Origin of the sequence: Halobacillus faecis, assembly GCF_007991335.1 — a bacterium.
Classification (GTDB): Bacteria; Bacillota; Bacilli; order Bacillales; family Halobacillaceae; genus Halobacillus; species Halobacillus faecis.
Map to the genome: position 1 here is coordinate 282437 of NZ_BJYD01000017.1, position 26837 is coordinate 309273.

Sequence of the window (26837 nt, forward strand, 5' to 3'; positions counted from 1 at the left end):
CGCCTGAGGTACAGCAAGAAGCCTCTTCTTGTTCAATTCCACAACAATTGCCCTGGGAGGCTTCACCACCCTTGGTATCACTAGAACAACACGTGGAGGTTGCCTTCGCTTCTTCCGTAGCAGTGGAGCAACAAGATGTTTCCACTTTGTCTTCATCCTTAGAGCTGGAACTTGAACAACAAGTGACTTCCGGCTCCTGTTCTTCTCTAGCACTTGAGCAACAGGACACCGTTTCATCTTTCAAAACCTTTTCCCTACTTGAACAACAGCTCGATTTATTCTCCTCATTCATTCCTCTCACCTCTGTTTCTCTCTAAACTTCTTTCGAATGTTGAATCGCAATAGAAACCAGTTGGTGTACATGTTCATCAGCTAAAGAATAGAAAACAAGTTTCCCTTCTTTACGGTATTTGGCTAATTTCATATTGCGCAGCAAGCGGAGATGATGCGAAGCGGTGGCTGTGGTTGAACCAATGATGTTTGCTACGTCACACACACAGAGCTCATTTTCAAGTGTCAGTGCGTAGGCAATTTTCAAACGCGTGGCATCGGACAGGGCTTTAAAAATTAACTCCACACCAAGAACTTCCTCCACCTTTGGCTGGACTCTTTGGACAAGTTCTTCGTCATAACAAAAAGTGTAGCACGTATCTTTGGGCGTTTTCTTCACAACATTTTCACTCAATATATTCACCTTCATTCAAATAATCGTTTTAATGTTTAAATATAGTGTATGCCCTTTCTTTCAAACTCGTCAATGATATTAATCAAATAATCATTTGAATATAAAAATGACCCGATGTACCATGAGGCACTGACCAAGATCTCTATCCTTTTATCGTCAGCGCGTTATTTTTGTGCGATTCGCACACTCTTTAGCGCTACTCGCATACTCTTTGGCGCGACTCACACCCCCTTTGGCGCGACTCGCACCCCCTTTGGCGCGATCTGCACACTCTTTAGCGCGACTCACATCCCCTTTGGCGCGATTCGCACCCCCTTTGGCGCGACTCACACCTTCTTTGGCACAATTCGCATACTCTTAGCCGCGAGCCTCCCTCTTTCATACAAAAATAAAAAGCCTTCCCTCAACTAAAATTGAGAGAAGACTTTTCTTCATCTGAACAAATCCAACAAGCGATCCCAGAAACTCTTTTCTTCTTCTTTTTCGGGAGCCTCTTCTTGTTCTTCATCCTTTTTGATGCTTTCTGTTTTTATGAGGAACTGTACGGATCCAACCTTTTCATTCTTTTCCGATACGAAGGATGTTGGTTCAAAATCGGATTTATCGTATTCTTCGACCATTTTTTCAATTTCCGAGTCCATCTCACCAGGTAAATTGCTCGTGTTGGACGCTAATTCGGATGTACCTTCGTGGAGTTCTGCAGCTCCATTTTCGAGCTCGGCGGTTCCGTTTGTCAGACTTCCCATGCCACTGTGGATGTCTGCATAAGAACCTGCCAACTGATCAACTCCACCTGTATAATCCTTGAGTCCCTCGTGGAATTCACCATATTTTGATAAAAGTGACTGTAATCCTTCCTGCAATTGTTGGACAGAGTCACCGATATCCATACTTTCCATACTGGTACCGATTTGGTCAGCCATCGTATTCAGGTTTGTAGTCATTTCATTCAATGAACCTGCACTCTGTTCCAAGGCTGGGCCGACGGCTTGATACGCTTCTTTTACATTAGCGTACGTTCCTTTTGCGGTTTGTGCAGCCTGGTATGTTTCTACCAGCTTATTGACGACTTCCTGGTCCGCCCCACTTTCACGCAAGGCCTGGATTTCCTGTTCTGAAATCTGATACCCGGGAATGGCTTCAATGGACTGACTCAGCGCCTGATGGGCTTGGCTGTACTGATCCTTCAGATTCGTCAAACCTTTTTCAACCTCATTCAATCCTGTAGAAAGCTGACGCAAGCCCTCTTCCATTTTGGCAAAACCACTCACGTTCACTTCACCAGATTCAGAAGCGACAGCCTCGTTCATCTGTTGCAACGCATTTTGGATGGAAGCTGAGCCTTCCACAAGCTCTGATGAACCATTGCTCACCCCTTGGATGCCGCTGTTGAATTGTTTTGATCCGTCATAGAGACTTGCTGCGCCATCATTCAGTTCAGCAATCCCATTTCTGAGTTCCCCGACACCCTGGTTGATTTCAGCCGTGGCATTCGATAAGGAGCCCATGTCGTTCTTCATCCCACCAATGTCCGGAGCGTCAATGGACATGGAGGATGGAATCGCTGCAAATTCAATGCTTTCCATCTCCAAATCGGTAACATCCGCGGTCAGAGTGAAACTTCCTTCTTTTTCAGGCATGACGGTGAAGGTCACTTGCCGGTCTTTCCCTGCGTTCGCAACCGTTCCTTCAGGAGCTTGAATATTTTCATAAACCATGGAATCAAGCTTCATCGTGATCTGCATCAAGTAGTTGTTGAAAAAGCTCTCATCCGCCTTTTCATTTTTCGTTGTATCAATACTCACTTTGAGCTTGCCGTCTTTTCCGACCAGCTCTTCAGGATTCATGACTTCTCCATCCAATTGATAGGAAACATCAATATCCCATGGCAGTGGTTTGCCTTCTAAATTTCCTTGATAGTAATACTCTTCTTCTTTAGCATTCAATTCGACTTTTTCATTCTGCTGCTGTATTTCTGTAACATCCGTCAAGTTCTGAACACTTGTGTAAGGGCCATAATCTACGATTTTCCCAGGCTCTTCAATTGTAAAATTGTTGACGACATACATTTCTTCTTGATCACCGGAAGCATCGAGCGTGGTGTACACCACTTCATGCTTTTTCGAGTAGGAGCCTTTCCCTTCCGGCTCTGTTGTTCCGTTGTCTTCTGCCGACACAGGAACGGTCGGCAGGATGAGAAGAAATGCTGTGAACATCGCTGTCGCACGTTTGAATCTCATCCTCACTTCTCCCCCTTATAAAAGTTAGCTTTCCAAGTGGTTCTTTTTATCACACGGTCAAAGATGACGAGCAGGGCCGGAAGCACGAACACGACCATTAGGAAGGCAAGCAATGCTCCTCGTCCTAACAGCAGTCCGATGGAAGATACGATCGGATTGGAGGATGTGATCCATAAAATGAATCCGACACTCGACAATATGGCTGCTGATACGAAAATCGCGAAAATCTTGTCATCGATCGTTTTCTTAATGGCTTTTAATGCAGGCATTTCTTTTCGCAAATGATTATAGTTTTCCGTAAATAAAATCGCGTAGTCCACCGTAGCTGCGAGCTGGATGGTACTGATTAAAAGATAACCCACGTAAACAAGAGACGTATCCATAAAGTATGGGAAGGATAAGTTGATCCATACGGAAGCCTGGATCGTCACAAGCAGAACGACAGGGATTGAAATCGAACGGAACGTAAGCAGCAGTACTAGCGCTACGGTCACGACCGTCAGAATATTAACAAGCCGGTTGTCGTCCTGGACGATATTTTTCATATCATACAAAGTGACACTCTCACCGAGCATATGCGTTTCATCATAATAGTTCCCGGTGGTCTCCTTGATTTTCTCTATGAGAGAAAAAGCTTTTTCCCCCTCGGCATCCGTTTCGGTGTACAGAGTGATTCGTGCATAGTTCTCTGAATAAAACGACTCCGTGATTGAGTCTTCCAAATACGCGGGAGGGATGGCAGGACTGACCATGTTGACGTAAGAGATGACACTTGAAACAAGTGGAAGGTTTTCCAACTCCCGTACAAGCTCTTCCTCCTTGACCCGATCCCCTTCAGGTACGAGCAAAACCATCGGCATATTCTTTCCGAACTCCTCCTGAATCGCTCTTGCATCCTGGCCTGCTCGGGTATTTTCAGGGTGTTCACCCGTTCCATAAATGAATGAGGTTTCGCTTTGTGCCAAAAAGGCAGGAACGATAATCAAAAGGACAAAAATCAAACTCGGAATACGGAATTTCATAACACGTTTGCCAATTCCTTTAAAATCAGGTACGAACGGCCGGTGCTCGGTACGGTCAATCCAGTGATAGAACATCAGCGTAAGCGCTGGAAGGAAAATCATTACGCTGAGAAAGCTCAGCAGAATCCCTTTCAGCAGGTTGAGACCTAAGTCTGCCCCGATGCCGAAGTCCATGAACGTGAGAGCCGTAAATCCGAAGAAAGTCGTCGATGCACTGGCAATGATCGCCGGGAACGACCGTTTCATCGCAAGCAGCATCGCTTCTTTCGGATCGGACACTTCTTTTCGATAATCCGAAAAGCTGTGCAGGAGGAAGATCGCATAGTCTAGCGATACCGCGAGCTGTAGGATCGGTGCGACGGATTGCGTTACAAACGACACTTCTCCAATAAAAATATTCGTCCCCAAATTGATTAGGACAGAAACTCCAATCGCCGTTAGAAAGAAGACCGGCTCCATCCATGAAGTCGTAGACAAAATCAAAATGAGGATAATGATCGGAACAAGTAAAGCTGCCGCATACATCGACTCACTGCCCGCCATCTTCTGGGAAACCGCCGTATTGACCGCTTCACCTGCGACCGCGTTTTCTTCACCAATCAAATCGTAAATGGCATCGGTCGCTTCCGCTTCAAAGCCTTCTTGAATCGTCACAGAAAAAAGGGCCGAACGTTCCTGATAATACGTTTCGACTGTATCCGGGTCCGCCATTTCCAGCGGGACTTTCAAATCGATGACATCATCGAGCCACATCACATTGGTGACACCCTCGATTGAATCGAGGTCTTCTTTATAACTCAAGGCTTCGGTGACAGATATGTCCTGGATCATGACCCGGGTATTTTCCACCGGCTCATCAAACTCTTCCTCCATCAACTCCATCGCTTCCATAGACGGAGAGTTTTCCGGCAGATAATCGACCATGTTGTAATTGACCGATACCCCGAACTGAGCCACTGTACTGAGAATGGTTAAAATCATAAAAATGATGACAATGCTTTTCTTATGCTTAATTATTCTTGATGCCCAGCCAATAAGGCCTCACCTCTCTTGCAAATGACATTCATACATTCTATCATTTTATTAACACCGTGTTGGATATTCAACAAACAGTTCCTTAAGTATCGTCAGTTTCCCAACACAACTTTATTTTGTGTTGGATTGTCACAGAAATGTAACAAAAAGGGGCCAGAGCTATGAGCGAGAAACTCGACCGTAGAAAAAAATATACACGAAAAGTACTAAAGGAAAGTTTAATCAGCCTGCTTGCGGAAAAGCAGATTTCGGACATTACTGTAAAAGAATTATGCGCACTTGCTGATATCAACCGTTCGACCTTTTACACCCATTACTCGGACCATTACGACCTACTCAGCAAGATTGAAGAAGAAATTACAGAAGATATGAACCGCTACCTGCACAGCTATAACTACGAACATGAAGAAGAATCCATTCAGATGACCGAAAAGATATTGGAATACATCATTGAAAACAAACTCATGTTCCGGACCTTGCTCAACAAAGCAACGGCTCCGACTTTTGAAAAACGACTGATGGACCTGACCCGAGGGTTCATGAGGAACAATTGGATGGACGAGCATGTAGCAAATAAGCATGAGTCGGAGTATTTAAGTTCCTTTGTCATCAGTGGCGCGATTCATGTCATCAAAGATTGGATTGAAAAAGATATGGATCAGTCACCGAGAGAAATGGCGGTCATGATCAATCACTTTATTAATTATGGGTTCTCTTATCTTGAATGATGTCCTCATAGTGGGATAGCAGGGCATTCATGGATGTGTTTCAAAGATTTCATGAGTGCCCCTTCCCACTATTGGACTTTAATGTTTTAGCAGATCTTTTTATATAGATAAATGGAGAAGCCGAAAACAGGATAAGAAATAAACTCACAACGAAGGTTTCCAAAAAAGTCCCACCTTCCATTATTCCAATGGTGATTCCAAAACCCGCCCCCTGAACAGTGGCTGGGTAGAGAATCGCTCTATTCGTAAAGCCCTTCTTCTCATATCTTTTTGAAACAGCTATAGAAAGGATAATCAAGACAATTGTTGCACTGATAAAAATCCACACATCCAATACCATTCATCCCTCCGGTAAAATACTCATCCAGTGATAAATAGCTATAGATACCAAAGCAACTCCGATTGCTGTAAAAACCACTCTCAATACCCACCACGGTGCTGCAGGAAGGATCCATTGAGATAAAACCCCTGCCCATTCTTGGTTTTCCCAATCCATTTTTTCGTGTTGTTCCTCGTCATATTTATAAGCTGCATAAAGCATAAACCAACCTGAAACCATTAATATAATGGGGCCTGCGATGTTCCAGAACTTCTCTTGAGTCATGATACTCTCCTCTCATTCTCTCTATCTATCTTTTCTTCTGAACTTAGCTTTTTATGAATCAAAACTACATTAACATTATGAAGGAAAGCAAGAAATGAAAGGTTACAGGGAATGGGTGGAAATGATTCTGAACTTCTTCTTTCACCACTCACCTAAGTCACGAAGCCAAGACTTTAAAAACGTTTCTTTAATAATGGTTGACTTTTATTGGTTTCACCTATATATTTTGCACTAAGGAAACTTTTTAAGTGATCTTCAATTATTGTCAACTTTTCTTGGGTTCCCCCATATAGTAAAAGGACTATTTTTTTACCCAAAAAGTTGCACTGAGGAAAATTAAATGAACGGAACAAATTTTTGTGATAATACGACAAAACCATGAGTATATCTAAACCTTATAGGTAATGGGGAGATTCATCATAAAGGAGGAGAAAAGATGACGCATGCTGCTCTATCCATCAAAAATCTGCACGTTTCGTACTATGGCAATGAAGCGGTGAAAGAAGTCAGTTTAACCGTGAATCCAGGAAATCTCGTTGGGATTATCGGTCCAAATGGCGCTGGGAAATCCACTTTTTTAAAAGCCATGCTGAACTTGATTCCACGGGATAAAGGGGAAATTAGAATTCTTGGAAAAACGGTGAAAGAAGTGAGGAAAAAAATCGCTTATGTCCCTCAACGGAATGATATCGACTGGGATTTCCCAATCACCGTCCTTGATGCGGTACTGATCGGCACTTATCCGAATTTGAAATTATTCAAGCGGCCAAAAAAGAAAGATAAAGAATGGGCCATGGAATGTCTACGAAGAGTTGGGATGGAAGAATTTAGCAAAAGACAAATCGGGGAATTATCCGGTGGTCAACAGCAACGTGTCTTCTTAGCCAGGGCCCTTGCCCAAAAAGCCGAGTTGTTTTTCCTTGATGAGCCGTTTGTCGGTGTGGATGTAACGAGTGAAGAAACGATTGTCCGCATTTTAAAAGAACTGTGCTCGCAGGGAAAGACGGTCATTGTCGTCCATCATGATTTGAGTAAAGCCAACGATTATTTCAACCAACTCATTCTTTTAAACAAAGAATTGATCGGCTTCGGCTCCGTCCAGGAGGTCTTCCAAACAGAAATCATCGAAAAAGCCTACCAAGGACAGTTTGCTTTCATGAAAGAGATAGGAGTGTAAGTCATGGCTTTTATAGAAGCGGTAATGCAATACGGATTTTTACAAAAAGCGCTGTTGACGTCGATCATGGTCGGAATCATTTGTGGAGTGGTCGGCTGTTTCATCATTCTAAGAGGAATGGCCCTCATGGGGGACGCCATCTCTCATGCCGTCTTACCTGGAGTGGCTATTTCTTATATGTTCGGGATCAATTTCTTTTTTGGCGCCGTTTTTAGTGGTGTCATCACAGCGATTGCCATCGGTTTCGTCACCCAGAACAGCAGAATCAAACACGATACATCCATCGGTATTATGTTCACAGCGGCCTTCGCAGCAGGAATTATCATCATTACCATGTTGAAAAGCAGCACGGACCTCTACCACATACTGTTCGGTAATGTTCTCGCCGTCAGAGCCTCTGATATGTGGATCACACTCGGGATCGGTGTTGTCATCCTGGCAGCGGTGTACCTTTTTTATAAAGAACTCCTGGTCACCTCCTTCGATGAAACGATGGGAGCTGCTTACGGACTGCCCGTACGACTCATTCATTATTTCCTGATGACCCTTCTTACAATGGGGACAGTCGCTTCTTTGCAAACCGTAGGAATTGTTTTAGTTGTTGCGATGTTAATTACCCCGGCCGCCGCTGCCTACCTTTTGACGGATCGTTTATGGGTGATGATTTTTCTTGCCTCAGGGATAGGGATTCTATCTTCTGTCATCGGCCTTTATTTCAGTTTCACCTATAACCTGGCTTCAGGAGCGACGATTGTTATGGCAGCAACAGCAATCTTCATTCTTACCTTCCTGTTCTCACCTAAACACGGATGGTTATGGAAGATGTTGAAAGTCAGAAAGAAAAAAGCGTCACTTGTTTAATAAACATTCATTTAGATAAAAAAGAGGAGGAATTATCATGATTAAGAAAAAGTTTTTATTGTTAGCAGCTACCCTATTCAGCCTGCTTCTTCTTGCGGCCTGCGGTGGCGAGGAAGCGAACGGAAACACGGAACAAGAGGATGGAAAAGTCCAAGTCGTAACGACGTACTCCATCGTATATGACATTGTAAAAAACGTTGGCGGTGATCTAGTCGACATTCACAGCTTAGCACCTATTGGATCCAATCCTCACGAGTATGACCCGCTGCCGGAAGACGTGAAAAAAACTACGGATGCAGATGCTGTATTCTATAACGGCTTAAACCTTGAAGCAGGAAACGCCTGGTTCGACAAATTGATGGAAACCGCAGGAAAAGACGGCGAAGATGCACCCGTTTTCCTCATGAGCGATGATGTAGAAGCTATGTACTTAACATCAGAAGGAAATGAAGGAGAAGAAGATCCTCACGCATGGCTGGATGTACAAAATGGAATCAAATATGCCGAAAATGCAAGAGATGGACTCATCAAAGTCGATCCTGAAAACAAAGAAGTCTATGAAGAGAATGCTGAGGAATACATCGCCAAACTACAAGCATTACACGATAAGGCCGTTGAACAATTCAATCAAATCCCTGAAGAAGAACGTGTACTTGTGACAAGTGAAGGAGCGTTCAAATACTTCAGTGACGCTTATGGATTCCAAGCCGAATACATTTGGGAGATTAACCAGGAAAATCAAGGGACCCCCGAACAAATCACAAGAATTGTAGATATCATCAATGAAAAACAAATCACAGGATTGTTCCTTGAGACGAGTATCGATGCGCGCAGTATGGAAGCCGTATCTGAAGAAACTGGTGTTCCAATCATGGGCGACGTTTTCACAGATTCTTTAGCTGAACCAGGCGAAGAAGGCGATACGTACATTTCCATGATGGAGTCCAATATCAATACAATTAAAGAAGGATTGAGTAAATAATTCAAAAAGCTGCCTGCATGACATCATGTTGGCAGTTTTTTTATGTTTTCATCTGGGGTCTTCCCGCGCGCAGATGGTTTCAAATCGGTATTATCCTCCTTCTACAAACATGGCTTTTCCAAATCCTCAAACGAAAAAAGCAACCCTCATTACGAAAAGCACCTTAATTTTCGGAGCTCTGTTTGTTTACTTTTGTACGATCCATCGTCGTGAAAATTCAAATCATGCAATCTCTTTCTAATGAAAAAAGCCTCCACATTTGTAAACATACAGAGGCTCTCCTGCTATTGCTGCTTTCTTGCTTCTCTTTCCTCCGAAACTTGAATGACGGGTTCATCCCACGGGTGATTTGGATAAATCCCGTCCTCAATCACCCTTCTTAATAGGGCTTCATCCTTTGGAATAGAAAATTCGATCCGAAGCGAAGTGAGGGTCGTTTTTTCTCCTGCCTCCCCCTCTGCAGGAACGGATTCTTCCCCTGGTACAAACTGCTCCATTCCATCTCTCGACTGCCACATCACGTTCTTGTAATTTCCTACTCTCAAATCATCAATGCTCAGTACTCCCTGGACCACTGCATCCACATATTCTGGAATTACAAACGTTTTAATGCGATAGATATCCACTAATTCCATCTGACACACCTTCCTGAATAATGATTTCATGTATAGTATCTTCCATGGTGAAGAACTTACCCTGTCCTTAAAGAAGCTTGAATAGAGGTGCAACCTTTCCTATTCTTAACCGTATGAAAAAGTATTACTAAAAAAAGGAGCTCATCGAATGACGACTTTACGCAGAATGACCAAAGAAGAATTTGTGCAATACAATGATTTTTCCATTGTTGCCTATGCAAAGGAAAAAGTGGCTGCGGGAAATTGGACAGAGGAAGAAGCGCTTGAAAAAGCGAAAACAACCCATGCCGAATTGCTTCCTGATGGAAGACATACTGCCAATCATTTTCTTTATACCATCCTTAATGAAGAGCGCGAAAATGTAGGGTCCTTGTGGATTTGTAAACAATCCACAGAGAAAGCCTTCATCTATGACATCCGAGTTTCAGATGACCATCAAGGTCAAGGACATGGCAAGAAAGCGATGAGACTGGCAGAAGAGGAAGCCAGGAAAATCGGGGTGCAGAAGATTGGCCTTCATGTCTTTGGCCATAACACGGTGGCAAGAAAATTGTATGAGAACCTGTCCTATAAAACGACAAACGTAAAGATGGAAAAAGACATCTAACTGGAAATCTTTTTAACCTCACATAAAAAGAACCCTTTCTAAAGGGTTCTTTCCTCACTATTTTGCATTTTCATCCGGTTGATGCACCCCAAAAATGTTTCCTTCCGTATCCAGGTAGTACCCCTGCCAAGCCATACCAGGAAGTGCGTATTTAGGCAAAGCGACCTTGCCCCCATGATCAAGGATCTTAGCTTCAATCGCATCGTAGTCTTCTACTCCCACTGTACAAGCATAGGCATTCAACGCCTGATTCAATTCTGGCGGTGCACTTTTTCGTTGCATTAAAGCACCGTTGATTCCAAGCTGATCCTCTGCCCCTGTCACCACTCCGAAATAAGGCATTCCTGCGTACTCACTCCAGTCTTCGAATCTCCAATCAAAGACCTTTCCGTAAAAATTCTTTGCTCGTTCCATGTCATCCACATGAACTTCAAAATGCACAACTCTCCCCATCATTTCCACCTGCTTTTCTTAGATTTTGTTCAACACTTAAGAACCTTTATGCTTACATATTCGCCTAACGACCATCCACTCCTTCTTGTTTTTCTACGACCACTTTTAAAATATATGGCAGAATTCTTGAATGCTCAGTTCCTAGACATTTTCGAGGTTCGTTCCCCCGTTTGGCTTAGGGATGGTGGGGAAGCGAGTCCTTCCCTAAGCCCCATCCACTCAACAAAATCCCGAAAACTAAGTCTTTAAGTAAAAGGAGCTTATCTGTAAGAAGAATAGTTGTTCAGAATAAAAAAACTTGCAGAGAAACGAGTGGTTTCTCTGCAAGCTGGTTCACTATTTCTTATCGCTTGAAGAATCTTTTTCTTCAATCATTTCTATTTCATCAAGGTAACGAAGTAAATCTCCGTACACGACGGAATCAGATAAGGCTAGCTCTTCTTCTGCCTGCTTGAAGCCAGGCGCGCAAGCCTCTCCTTCTACCGGATCTCCTGATTCTCTCTCATAACAGTTCCCATTCACACCGACATACTTTTCGTTTGCGAAGTTCCCATCTCGTGTGATCATCATTTCGCGACGATCTTCACTGAAGAGGTCCTGTCCGAATTGAACTGGGTTTTTATCATCCACGCCTAAAAGATTCATAAGTGTCGGGCGTAGATCGACTTGACCACCAACGGTGTCGTTTTCCTGCGGGTTGATGCCTTCTCCTAGGATAAGAAGCGGCACACGCTGCAATTGGAACTGCTCGTAATCATTGATGTCTTTATCAAGATACTCCCCCATCGCTTGCTTATGGTTTTCGGAAATACCGAAGTGATCCCCATAGATTACAAGAATCGTATCATCATAAAGCTCGGATTTCTTGAACTCTTCGACGAACTGTTTCAAAGCTTCGTCCTGATAACGAATCGTCTGGAAATAACGGTTCAGAGTTTCACTGGACGTATTTCCTTCTTCGATCAACTTCTTATCTTCTGGCAATGTGAACGGATGGTGGTTCGTCAGCGTAATCATTTTGTTGTAGAAAGGCTGCTCCATCTGTTCCATTTTATCCAAGGAGTCACTGAAGAAATACTCATCCAGATAGCCCCAACCATAGGACTTCTCTTCGGTTACGTCATAATCTTTCTTAGAGAAATATTCATCATAACCGAGAGAATCATACATGACGTTACGGTTCCAGAATGTTTCATCATTGGCGTGCATTGTTGAGGTAAAGTACCCTTTTTCACCCAGCACCTCAGGGGTCGCTTGGTATTCGTTTCCTGAGTGGGTAAAGAAGGCTGCTCCACGGTTCAGTCCATACAATGAATTATCAAGTAAGAACTCAGAGTCGGAGGTACGCCCCTGTTTGACCTGGTGGTAGAAGTTGCTGAAATAAGCCCCTTCCTCTTTCAGGTCGTTGAAATACGGAGTCAATTCTTCCCCGTTCACCGTATGATCCACAACAAAGGTCTGCGTACTCTCAAGGGACAACGCAATGACGTTTTTCCCTTCGGCTACACCTGTCATTTCACTGTTCGGCTCTGTTTTTTGCTCATTAATATAGTTCAAAACAGGAGACAATTCATTACTATCTGCAAACGTCTTCTTCGCTTCTGTCTGACCTTGCAGGACGATATCGTAGGCGTGGAAGTTCAGCACACCGATATACTTCACAAGCATGTTGCGGTCAAATGCCCGCTCCAGCAGTTGCGTACGCTCCGTTGTCGCCCAGCCTAAGTTCACAAGAAACAAAGGAATCGCAATGACAGCCAAAATCAGACCTTCTTTCCTTTTCGGCATAAAACTTTGAAAGCGTTCTGGTTTCAAATAGAAAAGTAGGAACGCAGCAAGCAATACATCGACAAATAAGAAAATGTCTGTCACAGATAGAATTTTAGTGATACTCCCACCCATGCCTGCCAAGTTCGCGGCTTGACCTAACATCGGGATGGTCAGGAAGTCACTGTACTCTCTGTAGAACAGAACGTTCACATATAATAGAAGAGAACCAAATATATACGTGGCAAGCAGCCCTCTTCGACCTGCCAGCATAATCCCCACTCCGAATAAGAGGAAGATACTGCTCAATGGGTTAAAAGCTAAAATAGCCGCCTCATTGGCGTTTTCAATATCAAGGGTGAAAATACCGCCTTGAATGAAATACATCTTCGCCCAGAAGATCGCTATCACTGCAGCATAAATCATACTTTTCTTCTTAAACGCGGGGTCTTTCATTTTCGTTTTTAATTTTGAAAACATGATCAAACCTCCGTTGATTTAACCTTTATCTATTTTCATCAGTTTTTCCATCATCAAGTCTCGTATACTATCATTTCTTGAAATCATTGTAAATGACGACGAAACTCATCATAACACATGTTCGATATAAATATACCATTATCATAAAACTGTTAAACTCATTTAAAGACATGACATAACCGTTACATAGAAGTTAAAAAGCAGACAAAAAATCCCACCAACAATGATCAATGGTCGGCAGGATTTCCTAATAAGTTTTATAAATCTATTTATTACGCGTTTTACCCATTTAGAAACAAAAGTGAACATGAGAGAAATAATCACCAGGAATGTGCCCACCAACAAATAGAACGGCCGGAGCATCTCACGGAATATATAGGACAAAGACATCAGACTCTCCTCCTGAAAATATAAACTGGAAGGTGCACAATTAGGTATAAAGACTCCTCGATGTATTCTCGTACTCCTACCATTCATTATTTGAACTGTAAAAAAATTCTAAGCGCGCCTTTCCCTTTATAAACATGAAAAAACCGCCTGTGCAGACGGTTTTTTTCACAACTTAACTAAAGAATTGTATGACGGTTTCCAGTGTTTTTTCAAGGTGTGCTGGTGACTCATGAAAAGCTACATGACCATCAGGACGGATTAGAAGAGCATGCCCTTTGTCCATTCCAAGCTTATTGCCCAAATGCCTGTGCACATCGTAAATGATCGGAAGCTCGCCACCTTCCGTCCTCACCGCTCCTCCTTTAGCAACGAGGAAAACCTTGATAAGTCCTCCATATTTTTCGTCGACCTTTTCGGCAAAAGCATAGGCCTCATCAATGAATGACTCATCTTGTGCATCTATATAAATGAAGAAGACGTATCCATACTTCCGGATCAAAGGATACACACTTCTATCGTTGGAACCATCAAAGAATAATAGATGGTCCGGAACACGTTCGCCTGCTCGTATGGCTTCCTTAGAAAGAGAAGAGCCTTGTAAGGATTTGTTTTTGGAGGTCTCTTCATATTCGTTATAGATATTGGAAAGGTGATTAGCGATCTTCTTTTGAACCCAGTCCTGCGTCAAGGCCGCTTTACCCGCCCAGTTCCGTATTTTACCTTGGGCACCTTGAAGGTCGATGATTTTAAGCATGCGGGAGGTTTCTTTCAGTACATCCAATCCAATTGGCGCTCGTTCGTGATGGTAGCTGTCGAGGAAAGAATCATCCGCAAGACCTTTAAGCACGAGGTCCATCTTCCAGACGATGTTCGCTGCATCCTGCAAACCAAGATTCATCCCCTGCCCACCAATCGGGTTATGAATATGCGCCGCATCCCCAACGAAGAACACATTTCCCTTCCTGTAGTTGGGCACCTGCCGATGGGCGGTCCCAAAATAGGAGAGCCATTTTGGGTTCTCTACTTGGTAAGACTCCGACAATACCGTATTCAAATTCCCCTGCAAATCCTCTAAAGACAATTCATCTTTGTGAGGAAGCCCTTGTTTGGCTCGATTCATTCCAACGACGCGGTAACTGCCGTCTTTATATGGAAAGAAAGCGACAGCTCCCCGGTCATTCAGGTGCATATTAATATAAATTTCCTTCAGACCTGGAACATCAACGTCCCCAAGGAAAAACGTGTACCCTTCATCCTCCCCTTCAAAAGGAACATTCAAATCCTGACGAACTTTACTATGAGCTCCGTCACAAGCAAGAAGGTATTTGGCAACATACCTCTTAAGCTCCCCGTTTTGTTTTACAGTAACATACACACCCTCATCCGTTTCCATCACTTCCACAACTTCGTGTTCTCTGTTGACCCTCCCCCCTAATGAGGAAAGGTGGTCTTCCAATATACTCTCGGTCTCACTCTGAGGAATAATAAGTAGATATGGATATTGACTATCGATATGAAAAAGTTCTACTACAGAGGGATTCTCCCCTCCGAGATGCAACTTGGAACCAGGCCCCGGATAGCCCTTATTCAAAAATTCCTGATGAACGCCCAGGAGTTCAAACATTTCCAGCGTCCTCGCCTGGATACCAAGAGCTTTCGAAAGCTCTGACGGACTAGCCCGCTGCTCCAGGCAGATAAAATTCATGCCCCGTTTTTGCAATTCATTGGCAGCCATCAACCCAGCCGGTCCTGCTCCGATAATCAGTACGTCTGTTTCAATTACAGAAGTCATCTTTCACACCCCTTTCAGCCTAGCTGTGTGGAAAAAGAAGGATTGACTAGAAAATAGATTCTCATTTACTTTACCCCTCTCCCTCCTACTCAACCATGTATAGACACATTAAGAAGCTTAACTTGCGCTGAACTAGGGTTAGTTTCTTTTGAACACTTTTTAAGAAGCTCCCACTCGTACATTACCCCGCAACAAAAAGGCAGCTTGAATGATTTCAAGCTGCCTTTTCAATTCATCTATTCATTTACAAGGAGTCGATCGCATCTTTCACCGATTGTTCTCCACCCACGACCTGAAACTCTTTGCCAATCGTTGACTCCTCCTCCAACGTAGCCAGAATCACACGTGCTACATCTTCGCGAGGGATCTCGCCTCTTTCGACGGTTTCAGCCGCTTCGACGTTCGCGCTTCCCTCATCATTGGTTAGCATACCAGGATGGATAATTGTATAATCCAAATCCGTTCTTCTCAGCCAATCATCTGCATAGTGTTTCGCTGCGACATAGGGAGCGAATGACGAAGGTGCGCCTTGAATCGCTTCACGGGTCGTATCAAACGAACTGATCATGACGTAGCGGTCCACACCTTTTTGTTTGGCAGCTTCTATCGTTTTCACTGCGCCGTCCAAATCGATCAGAACGGTTTTATCAGCTCCAGTGTTCGGTCCGGACCCAGCCGTGAATACGACAGCATCCACACCATTATAAGCTTCCGCTATTGTATTTGTATCATCTTCAAGATCTACCAGGACCGTTTCCGCCCCGAGTTCCTTGAAATAAGAAGCTTGTTCTTCTTTGCGGATCATCGCTTTCGCTTCCATCCCATCCGTTTCCTGAATGAACTTAACGAGATGTTTGCCTACTTGACCATTTGCACCTACTACGAGTACCTTCATCATCTTCATCCTTTCTGTGCCTCTCCATGAATTGATGTTTATTCCTACCTTAAATGTTACCCCAACCAAAAGAAAGAAAACCGACTTAAGCAAAAATGAACGTAACAAACAGGGTCTCTTCTTTAGAAACCCAACTAAGAGACTATTTTATCTTAATAAAGACTACAGTTGAGCGGAAAGGGTATGGACGTACTAACAGAAAATTAAAGGAGGACCTTATCATGGATAAAAGAATCATAGGCGGTGTTTTTTCAAAAGTCGGCCATGCAGAAAAAGCGATTACGGATTTGCAGCATCACGGATATGGCTCGAACGACATTTCTGTCTTTGCAAGGGACAAAAGTAAGGTGAACGTGTTGGAGGAAGAAATGGATACCACGGTCACAACTAATCACAGCGGCCGAGGCAAGAAAGCAGGAAAAGGTGCAGGGCTCGGGGCCCTGTCTGGAGGTGCCTTAGGTGGTATTGGTGGTCTCATTGCAGGATTAGGTCTCCTTGCCATCCCTGGAATCGGACAAATTGCTGCCGCAGGACCCATTGCTGCCGCTCTTACGGGAGCAGGCGTTGGTGCAGGTGGCGGTGGAATTGTAGGGGCTCTTGTCGGAGCAGGTATGTCTGAGAAGGATGCTCATCAATACGAGAACCATTTGAAGGATGGAAAAATCATTGTCATCGTGGAAGCGACGGAAAAATTACAGGACAAAGTCTACCGCACATTCCTTTCCAATAAAACGGAAAACTCATCCATGTACCCGAACCATTACCAAAACCATGACCACTCCACTCCTCATGATTCGGTTTCGGGAGAGCATGAGCGCTCGACTCGTCATGATTCGGTCTCAAGAGAACATGACCATGAAAGTAAAACAGATGTAGTGAAGGAGAAATCGTATTCCGGCCAGTCATCTAAGGATTCAACACCTACCTCAAATCATTCAAAAGAAACACGTTCTCGAACGGCCGAAAGACATCGTTCCACCAAGCACACCTGATTGGCTTTTGAAGCGTCGATAAAAGAGTTTTCTTATGAAAATTTTTGAACCTTTTCCTCCTAATCGTTCGTATAATCAAGTGAAGGAGGAGATCCGCATGTTCAAAAAATTATTAGCAAGTGTCGGCGTAGGCGCTGCCAAAGTGGATACACAATTAGAAAAAGACCAATTCATCCCAGGTGAAACCGTCCACGGTAAGGTGGTCATCCAGGGAGGAGACGTCGAGCAATCCATCGACTCCATCCATATTTTCCTCATGACCGAGGCCATCCGTGAAGTGGATGATAAGAAAGTGAAAGAAAAAGTGACTTTGCAAAAGTACCCGATTGCCGATCAGGAGATGATCAAGGAAGGCGAAACGAAAGAGATCCCTTTCTCCATTCAACTTCCTTATCATGTCCCTGCTTCGCACGGAAGACTTCCGATCTGGTTCGAAACCGGCCTCGACATTCCGATGGCTCTGGACCCTGAAGACCGCGACCCGATTAAAATCGCCCCACATCCATACATCGATCAAGTATTGCAGGCCTTAGAAAGTCATTTAGGTTTCCATTTAAGAAAAGTCGAAATGGAATACTCCAAGCGCTACGGGTATGTACAGGAATTCGAATTCGCTCCTGGTGGAGAATACCGTTCCTATTTAGATGAACTGGAAGCCATTTTCTTCCTACATGAAGACCGTATCGATGTCATGCTGGAAGTCGACCGCCGGGCACGTGGACTCGGAGGATTATTTGCCGAAGCTTTGGAAATGGACGAAAGCCGTGCGAGGGTAACGTTCACCGACCAGGAGCTGAACGGTTCGCTGGAGACAGTTGCCCGCAAGTTGCAGCAAACCATTGACCAATATAAAAAGTAAAGAAATCGGATCCTCTCCATTCTTCGGAGAAGATCCGATTTTTAGTTCCATTGTTAAATGTAGAGCTTGTATTTAAGACGGTTCATTTTCAGAATCATACGTTTTTGTTCTAAGAATGAGGACCGTGAAGAAAAAACCTCCAAAGATGAAACCCGCTCTCAACAATGGATGTGATGTGATATAAAAAGCTGAAAACAGGAAAGAAAACCAGATCATGATGAGCAGTGATACCTTTGCCCTGACAGGAATCCCACGGCCAGCTTTGTAGTTTTTAATATAAGACCCGAACCACTTGTTCGACATGAGCCAGTTATACAAACGATCGGAACTCCGCACGTAACAAGCTCCTGTTAATAGTAAAAAGGGAGTGGTTGGAACGAGGGGAAGGACGATTCCCAGCACACCCAGGACCAATGATATACTCCCGATTACAATCAGTAATACTCTTACCATCTGCTTCATAAATAAACTCCTCAACCCATTGTTACTTTTTTGATCTCCCATGAACACTTGACTAAAGATAGAACAAGAAAGGGAAGCCTCTTTCCTTCTTTTCAGCTTACTCCACATTCTGTTCATTGTTCAACCCATTACATTTTCATGACTTAAAGGTGACGTTTAAGGGCAGATCACGCAGGGAATAGATCATTGGCTTGCTTGTCACTGCTAGCTATTTAGGAACATTCCTTTAAGAGATCATTACATAAGGAGGGTGCCCCCATGGTCGTATCTGGAAAAATCCATTATAAGCACCACGAGATTGATTTTGAAGTTAAGATGAACCATGAAGACATACATGAAGGTGAAATCACCTCTGAAGAAGCAAAACATGAATTGATTCATGCCATTAACCGCAAATTCCGGGTGAAGTATCCGCTATCAAGTACCATCGATCCTGTTTATGTACGCACATTTTAAGCCTTCTATTTTTGATTCTAAAAAAAGAGGTCGAACCAGCGAATGGTTTGACCTCTTTTTTCAACCTCTATATTTGATCGTTAGTCCTTTTAAGAAATTCCTGGCATATTGATCACCGAACTGCCTATAATTTTTGTGACCTTCTTTTCTCAATAAACCGCTCAATTCCCCTTTAGTGATTTTCACATCCGCAGCATCCAAGATTTCAATCACATCTTCATTTGTCAGCTTCAACGCAATTTTCACCTTTTTCAGCATGACATTATTGACACTGGAATAATTTTTGATGGATCGATCTGGCTTATTCGTCTGTCCCTGTCCTGGCTTCGACGGCTGCGGTCCTCGCTTAAACGTAATGAATCCATTCAAAAAGGACTCCAACATGCTGTTGGTGCATTTGATGTGGTCTTCATCTTCGTAAACATCATCATCTTCCGCATCATAACTATCCTCTGACTTAGTGAGGACCTTTTGAACTTCTTCTTTTGTAAGTTCCACCCCGCCAAGCTTGAATATTTCAATCATATCTTGGTCTTTAATATCAAGGGCGTACCTTAGTCGAATTAGTATATCATTATTATCCATATATAAACCTCCAAACTATAGATCTCCACTACAGTAAATTAGAAAAATCGTTCAAGTTCCCATCATAACATGTTCCATTACAAGTTAGTGTAACCGAACATGGTGAAACATAAGCGGATTCAGAAAAGCTCTCTATCGAAAAATTATAATAGACTTTCGATTTGAATAGCAAAAGATTTTCCATCCATCAGCCTCTTGCCTCCCCCTTGAACAAAGTTCGGTTTACCTCCACCTTTCCCTTCAATAAGGGGCATCGCTTGTTTTGCTACATCGTTCATATTCCGCTCGATGTGATCTCCGCGAGCAAGTACGAACTGCAGTTGTTCTTCCTGTTCACTGATAAGAATCACATACGCTTCAGGAGCTTCCTCTATGATTGCTTTCCCGAGAGACTGGAGCGTCTTGATTGAACGGTCCTTGAAAACATGCTGGATTACTGACTGTTCTTTGGACGCTGAAAGGATCTCGTTCGCTTCATAGTGAAGGAGTTGCTCCTCCAGTTCAGCGATTTTTTTATCTTTCTCCTTGCTTGCCCTGATCAGTTCTCCAACTTCTCCGATAAGCTGTTGTTCCGGCTTCGGAACGATCCGCTTCATTTCGGTTAGCACCTGATGCTTCTGCCCGAGCTTTTGCAAGACCCGATTACCGCAAACGAATTCTAAGCGCACCTGCTTTTTGTTTTTTGTCCATCCTAAAAATTTGGCAGCCATGACTTCCCCAGTTGAGTGAGGATGTGTGCCACCGCAGCCGTTGTAATCAACCTCCGGAATAATGACGAGGCGCACGTCTCCTTGAACAGCGAGTGGTTTGCGGAGTGGGTACTCTCCCGCCTCTGCAACAGACATCCATTTTGTTTCAACCGGGTAGTTGGAACGGATCATTCGGTTTACCTGTTCTTCCACTTTTTCCAATATTTCATCAGACAGCTTTTCTGTGCCCAAATCAATGGTCACCGTATCTTTACCTAAATGAAAACTCGTGGTTGGGATATCGAACTGATCGTCAAAAACAGCGGAGATCATATGCTGACCACAATGCTGCTGCATGTGGTCCATGCGTCGCTGTTGATTAACCTTCCCATGTATCTCCTTTCCTTCTTCAATAAGTTCTTCCTTTATGTAATGACGTACTTCGTCGTCCACTTCTTCGACATCGAACACCTCAACACCATTCAATGTCCCTTCATCGTGCGGCTGGCCTCCACCTGTTGGGTAAAACGCTGTTTCTTCGAGGACGACATACAAACCACGCTCATCTTCACCTGCTTTGGTCACCTTTGAGTCAAATTCCATCGTATAAACATTTTCATAGTACAGCTTTCTCGTCATTTGGCGTTCTCCTCCTATAAATCCTTATGGATATCGTATCACGTTATAAAATGTCGAAGTGGTCCACTCTCCCTTTTTGAACATCCCGTCCTTCAGAAAAAGAAAGGGCAAGCGTCTACAACGCTTGCACACCTTCTTATTTATATAGATAGCCTTCCTGACAACTCATACATGCCCTCATCAATCTTGGACATCTGAGAAGTGACCTCTTCGAATGTATGGCTCACAAGTTTATTGTTTTTCAGACCGACAACCTTGCCAGATTCCTGTGCCAGCAGAAGATCAATGGCATGTGCACCTAACCGACTGGCCAGTACCCGATCTCTCGCGGTCGGGGCTCCCCCGCGCTGCGTGTGGCCTAAAACAGTGACGCGAGATTCAATCCCGGCTTCTTCTTTCAACCTGGTGTTGAGATCGATTCCACTTACACCACTACCTTCAGCTACGATGATGATACTGTATCTTTTGTCCCTGGAAGGGCCGCTTTTAATCTGTTCTATTATGGTATTCATGTCCTCTTTTTTCTCAGGGATTAAAATATTCTCTGCTCCGCCAGCAAGCCCGGACCATAAGGCCAGGTTTCCTGTATCTCTTCCCATCACTTCAATAATCGAGGATTTTTCGTGAGAAGACGCCGTATCCCGAATGCGGTCAATATAATCAATGATTGTATTTAACCCTGTATCAAAGCCGATGGCTTCAGCCACACCCGGAATATCATTGTCAATCGTGGCCGGGATGCCGACACAAGGAAAGTCCTTTTTTTGTAACGAAGCAGCGACTGCTAAGTCTTCTCTTCCGCCAATCACAACTAAGGAATCGATTCCTTGTTTGTGCAAGTTTTCAATGGCTTTCTCCTGACCTGCATCCGTATAAATTTCATCACATGTATAGGATTGGAGGATCGTCCCTCCACGTTGAATAATAGAGCCCACAGATGATGCATCCATTTTCTCCAATGATTCATTCAACAGGCCTTGAAAACCATACTTGATTCCAACCATTTCAACGCCGTAATAGACTCCTGACCTTACGACTGATCGTATGGCTGCGTTCATTCCGGGAGCATCCGCTCCACTCGTTAACACACCAATTCTATCCATCGTCATCACTCACTTTCCTACGGATCAACACTATATATTCTATACCCTTCCAATCCCTGCCACAAGTCGACCATGACATGGCAAAAGATTTCCGGTAAGGATGAGCGCATTCATCCATAGAATAACCTTATCCCAAACCGTTCATAATGAAACTAATGACAGGCAAAGGAGGGATTAGCAATGAAATCGAAAGCCCAAATTTCCAAAGAAAAAAGAAGTACATTAACCAAAGCACAAGAAGTAAAGTTCCAGCAGGCATTTAAAAGAGCGAATAAAATCGTAGAAAACACAAGAATGAAGTAATAGTTCTTACAGTGGCTTATCCTTTCTGTCATAAGAAAAACACCCAGCATTGCGATCCTCAAAGCAATCCTGGGTGTTTCATTATGTTATAAATCGCCATTTCGCTGCGGCGCTGTCTTTACCTATACTGTTTTCTCCTGACCCACATCGTGGCTGCCCATTTTTCTCCGATTGTAACCGGCGATCCGCCATGCAGGGTCCGCTCATTGATCTCAGGGTCGGAATAAAAATATTCAAAATAGACGCCCATGCCTTTTTGAGGGGAGACAGACAAATTCATATGAGGAAAGTACGTTTCCCCACCCTCTTCGACATCATTCAAATAGAGAACCAGTGTGCTGATTCTAGGGTTGTTCTTAGCCTGAACCTTTGATTTGAAATAGTCATAATGCGCTTTATATTCTTGCCCTTGTTTATAATTCAAGATGTGAAGTCCTTCTCCATGTTCAACAGGTACATTCATGATGTGCGCCAACCGCTTTTCGATGCGTGTTGTGATATCATCCTCCGGAAGGAATGTGCTGCTGCTCGTCCTAATATCACTCACCTCATGACGGGAACCGATTTTCGAACGGTTCATCCGATTTTGAGAAAGACGGATAAGCTCATCACATTCAGCGTCACTGACGACATTTCCCAATATAGCAATCTTAGGATCTTCCATTTTGGCAATGATCGCAATCTCACGGTCTTCGGTCATAATCCTGTTTCCCTTGTGATCAAAAATGGAAGCTTCTTTCACTGTTAATGTCAACTTTTCATCAACCTCTTCTTATTTTAATGAAACGCTTTCAAAGAAACGTATATCCTTGAAGAAGATCGGATATGAGAAATATCTTACCACCTTTTTATGATTTATTCCTCAGTTTTTATAAAAATTACAAAATTGTTCACAAATGGTAAAGAGATTACTATTTTTATTCGTCTGACCCCCAAAGAATGGTTGATTCTATTAAAAAAACACTACCTCTTCCACATTGTAAAGAGATAGTGTATTCTCCTCCCTCATATGAACTGGAGGGTGAAAGAAAGGATTCTTTTGTTTACCCTAGCCACTGCTGCACCCTAAAAATAAAGGACGCATTTACCACCGGACCTTACAGCTTGAACTAAGGAAAGCGCAGGCTTTTCCTGTTAGATCTTCCTTTCAACTACTGCATTTTTTTACTTTGTTGAAGAAGTTTTGACTTTCCTGTCCTTTCCCACTCTTCTACTGTTTCATATGCTTTTTCAGGAGTATATCCCTTCCCTACAAGCAATCCCATTAGGATGAATTCTTGAAGAATGTGCGTAGCATTGATCCCTCTTTTAACATCTTCTAACCCTTCATCCACCAAGTATTCCGTGTACTTCACCCATTCGTCTGGAGTCTTCCCATATACAAGGGGGGGTACATTCTCTTGACCGTTTTCTTCTTCCGCAGCCACGGCATCTGCTTTGGTCGCATGAACCGTACCAAATGGATGATTGGGAGGAGCATAGATTGAATAGAGTTTAAGTGGCGTATTCCCTGTATTGGTTACATTATGCCATGTTCCAGCAGGGATTATGATGGCGTCATCATCATAGACATTTCTTTCATAAAATAAATTGTTTTGACTATCGCCCATTTGAGAAACCCCCTGCCCCTGTTCAATACGCAGGAACTGATCGACATTTGGATGGACTTCTAATCCAATATCTCCGCCTGGAGGAATACTCATTAAGGTTACTTGTAAATTTGATCCCGTCCATAAAGCCGTGCGATAGTTTTGATTTTGCTTCGTTGCTTCATTGATATTTATGACGAGTGGATTGGATCCATAATCTTTTAGCATCACCCTGTTATAAAAGCCATATTGTTTGTTAGGTGCGGACCAGTATCCTGCAGAATTTCTGTAACCATACACTGGCTGCACATAATATGGGTGCGTATAGGGTCCAACATACATGTTCTCAAATCCCTTCCCATTTGTTGATTTATCCTATGTAGGGAAAGCCAAGAGTGTCCTTGATGTGTGGTTTTGTAGGGAGGCGAGGTCATACTAAATGTTCTCAACGAAAAAGGCCTGCCTCTCTATGCGAAATGGTTCACACATAGAGAGGCAGGCACCGAATAACATGTCTAACTTTTCTCTTCTGCTTTCTTTTTAAAATCGAATTTGATTTTGAACTCTTCATCCAGTGTTAGAGCCGTACTGAACGTCTTCTTTCCCTTAAATCCTTTTAATATCTTCGTACGTTTTTTCTCGCAAAGCGTTTTAATCATATTTGCACTCAGCGACTTCCCTGCCAACCTTTTCGGAAAACTTACCTTGCACCCTTTTTTGTATTCGGAACACGCGTAAAACTTGTATCGGTCCATAATGGAACCCGTCTGGCAGCCCGGGCATTTGGCAATGGGTGTGTTCCACTTTTTCTTTTCACCCGTATTCCGGATTTGAACCTGTTGTATGGAATCAGGAGTCTCTTGGATCAGTTTTTCAATAAACTGGCTCGTCTGTTTGATGAACATTTGTTTGGATCCTTCGCCGCTTCCGATCTTCTTCAAATACGATTCCCATTTGGCTGTCATAGAAGGGCTCGATAACAGCGTACCTTCAATAGCTTCACAAAGTGTAATTCCCTTAGCCGTGACATATACGTTATTCTTCTTCACTTCAATGTATTTTTGCGCCTTGATCGTTTCAATGATGCTTGAGCGGGTCGCTTCAGTCCCGAGGCCTTCGACTTCTTTCAAAATCTCTACATCTTCCTCGTCATCCATAAGCTTTCCACAGGTTTTCATCATGTTGATCAGCTGGCCTTCCGTGTACGGTTTAGGCGGCTGCGTCATACTTTCTTTGATATGAAGGCGTGCGCCTACCTCTTCCCCTTTTTGGACATTCGGAAGAAGTGCCTCTTTTTCCTGTTTCGCTTTTGAAGGCTTAGGAAAAAGTTCTTTCCAACCTTGATGCACGTCGCGCCGTCCTGTCGATTTGAAAGGCAGGTCGTGTACATGTGTAAAGATCGCCGTCTCTTCATAAACGTAGTCGCTGTGGAACATCGCAAGCGTCGTCGCCATGACCTCGGTATAGATATTGCGTTCTTCCCGACTCAGTCCATTCAGCTTTTTCTCCGTCGGGACCGTCTTCGTCGGGATGATAGCATAGTGCTCCTGAACTTTCTTGCTGTCGACATATCGCTTCCTCGGTTTCAAGGAAAGCGGCTTGAAAGAAACGTTCAAAGTATCCTGGTAGGCCTTCAAGTTGTTCACCAGGTAGGAGAACTCACTTTCCGTGATGTAATTACAGTCGGTTCGCGGATAGGAGACTAGTTTTTTCTCATAAAGTTTCTGCATCGTCTTCAGCACCTGCGATGGTGTGTACTTCCATCGTCTGTTCGCAACACTTTGCAAGGTGGACAACGAATGCAACTTCGGTGATTTTTGGTGTTTGGTCTTCTTATCTACACGCTCGACCGTTCCCTCGTGGTCTACCTTTTCTTTCAGCCCATGCTTGTCCATCAGCGCCTGTACCTTGGCTTTATCCTTTTCCTTGATTTCAGCTAAGCCCTTATAAGAACCCGAATCCGATTGAAAAAGCCCCTCGATTTGGTAGAAAGGCTCGGATACAAAGTTCTCAATCTCCTTATGCCTTTGGTAAATCAAGTAGACGGTCGGCGATTGCACACGCCCGATGGTTAAGTAGCTTCCGAAGCCTTTCTTCTGCAAGTGCAGCGTAAACAGACGACTCGCATTGATCCCCACCATCCAATCACTGATTTGACGGGCTTTCGCTTCATCAAACATCCGCAAATCTTTTTCATTGTTTCGTAGATTGTTAAATCCCTTACGCACTTCGTCCTTCTCAAGAGAATTGATCCACAAACGGCGGATTGGTTTTCCCTTCACGCCTGTTAACCGGAGAATGCTGTAAAAAATATTCGAGCCTTCCCGGTCGACATCGGCCGCATTCACAAGCACGTCCGCTTGTTGGAACAGCCGCTTGACCTCTTTAAACTGCTCCCACTTCCCTTTGGATACTTTTTCAAGAAAGCGATCCGGAACAATCGGCAGCTGATCCAGCTTCCATCGTTTCCACTCCGGTTTATAGTCATGCGGTTCTTTCAACTCCACCAGATGCCCGACGCCCCACGTAATCGTCGCCCCGTTTGGAAACGTATCATCCGGTTTAAGTACAATATACGTTTTCGTTTTTTCCTGTATTGTAAAAGCCTCTGCATATGCTTTTGCCTGAGAGGGTTTTTCGGCTAAGATGACCACTCGTGTCATGGTCTCCCACTCCCTTCATTGAACCCCAAGAGTACTATGGGACGAAGCGTAAAGCAAGGGATTGAAGCCGTTCTTTTGTTCTTTAGTGTGGTGCGCCCGCCGTTTGGGGCGAGTTGCTCTCCGTTTGGCGCGATTGCGGCTTCC

General features: G+C 43.7%; 27 protein-coding genes. 10 read left to right on the forward strand and 17 right to left on the reverse strand.

Features of this window, described 5'->3' with window-relative positions:
* Window positions 1-71 precede the first annotated feature (71 nt).
* Window positions 72-317 (forward strand): hypothetical protein, encoded by a 246-nt coding sequence (locus tag HFA01_RS19075; RefSeq protein ID WP_246139310.1) that lies wholly within the window; start codon window positions 72-74, stop codon window positions 315-317.
* Here HFA01_RS19075 and HFA01_RS10045 read toward each other — a convergent pair.
* The 3 genes from HFA01_RS10045 to HFA01_RS10055 form a co-directional block, all read right to left on the reverse strand.
* On the reverse strand, window positions 314-700 hold the full coding sequence (locus HFA01_RS10045) for an ArsR/SmtB family transcription factor (RefSeq protein WP_146815792.1): 387 nt from the start codon (window positions 698-700) through the stop codon (window positions 314-316). The two genes, HFA01_RS19075 and HFA01_RS10045, sit on opposite strands and share 4 nt — an antisense overlap.
* Window positions 701-1116: 416 nt before the next feature.
* On the reverse strand, window positions 1117-2925 hold the full coding sequence (locus HFA01_RS10050) for a methyl-accepting chemotaxis protein (protein ID WP_146815793.1): 1809 nt from the start codon (window positions 2923-2925) through the stop codon (window positions 1117-1119).
* Between the two features lie 2 nt (window positions 2926-2927).
* Complete coding sequence (locus HFA01_RS10055; protein WP_146815795.1) at window positions 2928-4928, reverse strand: efflux RND transporter permease subunit; 2001 nt, start codon at window positions 4926-4928, stop codon at window positions 2928-2930.
* Between the two features lie 215 nt (window positions 4929-5143).
* On the opposite strand from HFA01_RS10055, the gene HFA01_RS10060 reads away from it, so the two are divergent.
* The gene (locus HFA01_RS10060; RefSeq protein WP_146815797.1) at window positions 5144-5710 is read left to right on the forward strand and encodes a TetR/AcrR family transcriptional regulator; all 567 of its coding nucleotides are present in this window, start codon (window positions 5144-5146) and stop codon (window positions 5708-5710) included.
* A 49-nt stretch (window positions 5711-5759) separates the two neighbouring features.
* Here the strand turns inward: HFA01_RS10060 and HFA01_RS10065 are convergent, their stop codons facing one another.
* Both HFA01_RS10065 and HFA01_RS10070 read right to left on the reverse strand, forming a co-directional pair.
* The gene (locus tag HFA01_RS10065) at window positions 5760-6050 is read right to left on the reverse strand and encodes a hypothetical protein (protein ID WP_146815799.1); all 291 of its coding nucleotides are present in this window, start codon (window positions 6048-6050) and stop codon (window positions 5760-5762) included.
* Complete coding sequence (locus tag HFA01_RS10070; RefSeq protein WP_146815801.1) at window positions 6051-6314, reverse strand: hypothetical protein; 264 nt, start codon at window positions 6312-6314, stop codon at window positions 6051-6053.
* A 436-nt stretch (window positions 6315-6750) separates the two neighbouring features.
* On the opposite strand from HFA01_RS10070, the gene HFA01_RS10075 reads away from it, so the two are divergent.
* The 3 genes from HFA01_RS10075 to HFA01_RS10085 are packed head-to-tail and all read left to right on the forward strand — an operon-like array spanning window position 6751 to window position 9334.
* Entirely contained in the window at window positions 6751-7491 is a 741-nt protein-coding gene (locus tag HFA01_RS10075; RefSeq protein ID WP_146815803.1) for a metal ABC transporter ATP-binding protein, read from the forward strand.
* A 3-nt stretch (window positions 7492-7494) separates the two neighbouring features.
* A complete protein-coding gene (locus tag HFA01_RS10080; RefSeq protein WP_146815805.1) occupies window positions 7495-8352 on the forward strand; it encodes a metal ABC transporter permease in 858 nt (285 codons plus the stop codon).
* A gap of 37 nt (window positions 8353-8389) precedes the next feature.
* Window positions 8390-9334 (forward strand): metal ABC transporter substrate-binding protein, encoded by a 945-nt coding sequence (locus HFA01_RS10085; protein WP_146815807.1) that lies wholly within the window; start codon window positions 8390-8392, stop codon window positions 9332-9334.
* Between the two features lie 284 nt (window positions 9335-9618).
* On the opposite strand, the gene HFA01_RS10090 is transcribed toward HFA01_RS10085, so the two are convergent.
* The gene (locus HFA01_RS10090) at window positions 9619-9969 is read right to left on the reverse strand and encodes a YqfO family protein (protein WP_146815809.1); all 351 of its coding nucleotides are present in this window, start codon (window positions 9967-9969) and stop codon (window positions 9619-9621) included.
* A 148-nt stretch (window positions 9970-10117) separates the two neighbouring features.
* Here HFA01_RS10090 and HFA01_RS10095 point away from each other — a divergent pair, with 148 nt between their 5' ends.
* Complete coding sequence (locus tag HFA01_RS10095; RefSeq protein ID WP_146815811.1) at window positions 10118-10576, forward strand: GNAT family N-acetyltransferase; 459 nt, start codon at window positions 10118-10120, stop codon at window positions 10574-10576.
* Between the two features lie 57 nt (window positions 10577-10633).
* On the opposite strand, the gene HFA01_RS10100 is transcribed toward HFA01_RS10095, so the two are convergent.
* From HFA01_RS10100 to HFA01_RS10115, 4 genes are all read right to left on the reverse strand, one after another.
* Window positions 10634-11029 carry a VOC family protein gene (locus HFA01_RS10100; protein WP_146815813.1) on the reverse strand — a complete coding sequence of 132 codons (396 nt, stop codon included), beginning with the start codon at window positions 11027-11029 and terminating at the stop codon, window positions 10634-10636.
* 336 nt (window positions 11030-11365) lie between these two features.
* On the reverse strand, window positions 11366-13276 hold the full coding sequence (locus tag HFA01_RS10105; RefSeq protein ID WP_146815815.1) for an LTA synthase family protein: 1911 nt from the start codon (window positions 13274-13276) through the stop codon (window positions 11366-11368).
* Window positions 13277-13838: 562 nt separating this feature from the next.
* Window positions 13839-15458 (reverse strand): FAD-dependent monooxygenase, encoded by a 1620-nt coding sequence (locus HFA01_RS10110; protein WP_146815817.1) that lies wholly within the window; start codon window positions 15456-15458, stop codon window positions 13839-13841.
* Between the two features lie 244 nt (window positions 15459-15702).
* Window positions 15703-16353: an SDR family oxidoreductase gene (locus HFA01_RS10115; protein ID WP_146815819.1), complete on the reverse strand. Its 651-nt coding sequence runs from the start codon at window positions 16351-16353 to the stop codon at window positions 15703-15705.
* 221 nt (window positions 16354-16574) lie between these two features.
* On the opposite strand from HFA01_RS10115, the gene HFA01_RS10120 reads away from it, so the two are divergent.
* Window positions 16575-17345: a general stress protein gene (locus tag HFA01_RS10120; protein ID WP_146815821.1), complete on the forward strand. Its 771-nt coding sequence runs from the start codon at window positions 16575-16577 to the stop codon at window positions 17343-17345.
* A gap of 97 nt (window positions 17346-17442) precedes the next feature.
* The gene (locus HFA01_RS10125) at window positions 17443-18204 is read left to right on the forward strand and encodes a sporulation protein (RefSeq protein ID WP_146815823.1); all 762 of its coding nucleotides are present in this window, start codon (window positions 17443-17445) and stop codon (window positions 18202-18204) included.
* Window positions 18205-18276: 72 nt separating this feature from the next.
* Here the strand turns inward: HFA01_RS10125 and HFA01_RS10130 are convergent, their stop codons facing one another.
* Window positions 18277-18666: a YbaN family protein gene (locus tag HFA01_RS10130; protein WP_146815825.1), complete on the reverse strand. Its 390-nt coding sequence runs from the start codon at window positions 18664-18666 to the stop codon at window positions 18277-18279.
* 258 nt (window positions 18667-18924) lie between these two features.
* On the opposite strand from HFA01_RS10130, the gene HFA01_RS10135 reads away from it, so the two are divergent.
* On the forward strand, window positions 18925-19122 hold the full coding sequence (locus tag HFA01_RS10135) for a hypothetical protein (RefSeq protein ID WP_146815827.1): 198 nt from the start codon (window positions 18925-18927) through the stop codon (window positions 19120-19122).
* Between the two features lie 60 nt (window positions 19123-19182).
* On the opposite strand, the gene HFA01_RS10140 is transcribed toward HFA01_RS10135, so the two are convergent.
* The 3 genes from HFA01_RS10140 to pfkA all read right to left on the reverse strand — a co-directional run bounded on the left by HFA01_RS10140 (window position 19183) and on the right by pfkA (window position 22138).
* Complete coding sequence (locus HFA01_RS10140; RefSeq protein ID WP_146815829.1) at window positions 19183-19707, reverse strand: YehS family protein; 525 nt, start codon at window positions 19705-19707, stop codon at window positions 19183-19185.
* Between the two features lie 143 nt (window positions 19708-19850).
* Window positions 19851-21035: an alanyl-tRNA editing protein gene (locus tag HFA01_RS10145; RefSeq protein WP_146815832.1), complete on the reverse strand. Its 1185-nt coding sequence runs from the start codon at window positions 21033-21035 to the stop codon at window positions 19851-19853.
* Between the two features lie 140 nt (window positions 21036-21175).
* Window positions 21176-22138, reverse strand: coding sequence for a 6-phosphofructokinase (gene pfkA, locus HFA01_RS10150; RefSeq protein ID WP_146815870.1), 963 nt, complete (start codon window positions 22136-22138; stop codon window positions 21176-21178).
* A gap of 180 nt (window positions 22139-22318) precedes the next feature.
* On the opposite strand from pfkA, the gene HFA01_RS10155 reads away from it, so the two are divergent.
* Window positions 22319-22441, forward strand: a complete 123-nt coding sequence (locus tag HFA01_RS10155; protein WP_146815834.1) for a YfhE family protein — start codon at window positions 22319-22321, stop codon at window positions 22439-22441.
* Window positions 22442-22559: 118 nt separating this feature from the next.
* On the opposite strand, the gene HFA01_RS10160 is transcribed toward HFA01_RS10155, so the two are convergent.
* From HFA01_RS10160 to HFA01_RS10170, 3 genes are all read right to left on the reverse strand, one after another.
* The gene (locus HFA01_RS10160; protein WP_146815872.1) at window positions 22560-23141 is read right to left on the reverse strand and encodes a 2OG-Fe(II) oxygenase; all 582 of its coding nucleotides are present in this window, start codon (window positions 23139-23141) and stop codon (window positions 22560-22562) included.
* Window positions 23142-23592: 451 nt separating this feature from the next.
* Complete coding sequence (locus HFA01_RS10165; RefSeq protein ID WP_146815836.1) at window positions 23593-24372, reverse strand: cupin domain-containing protein; 780 nt, start codon at window positions 24370-24372, stop codon at window positions 23593-23595.
* A gap of 173 nt (window positions 24373-24545) precedes the next feature.
* Window positions 24546-26693, reverse strand: coding sequence for a type IA DNA topoisomerase (locus tag HFA01_RS10170; RefSeq protein ID WP_146815838.1), 2148 nt, complete (start codon window positions 26691-26693; stop codon window positions 24546-24548).
* Window positions 26694-26837: the final 144 nt, after the last annotated feature.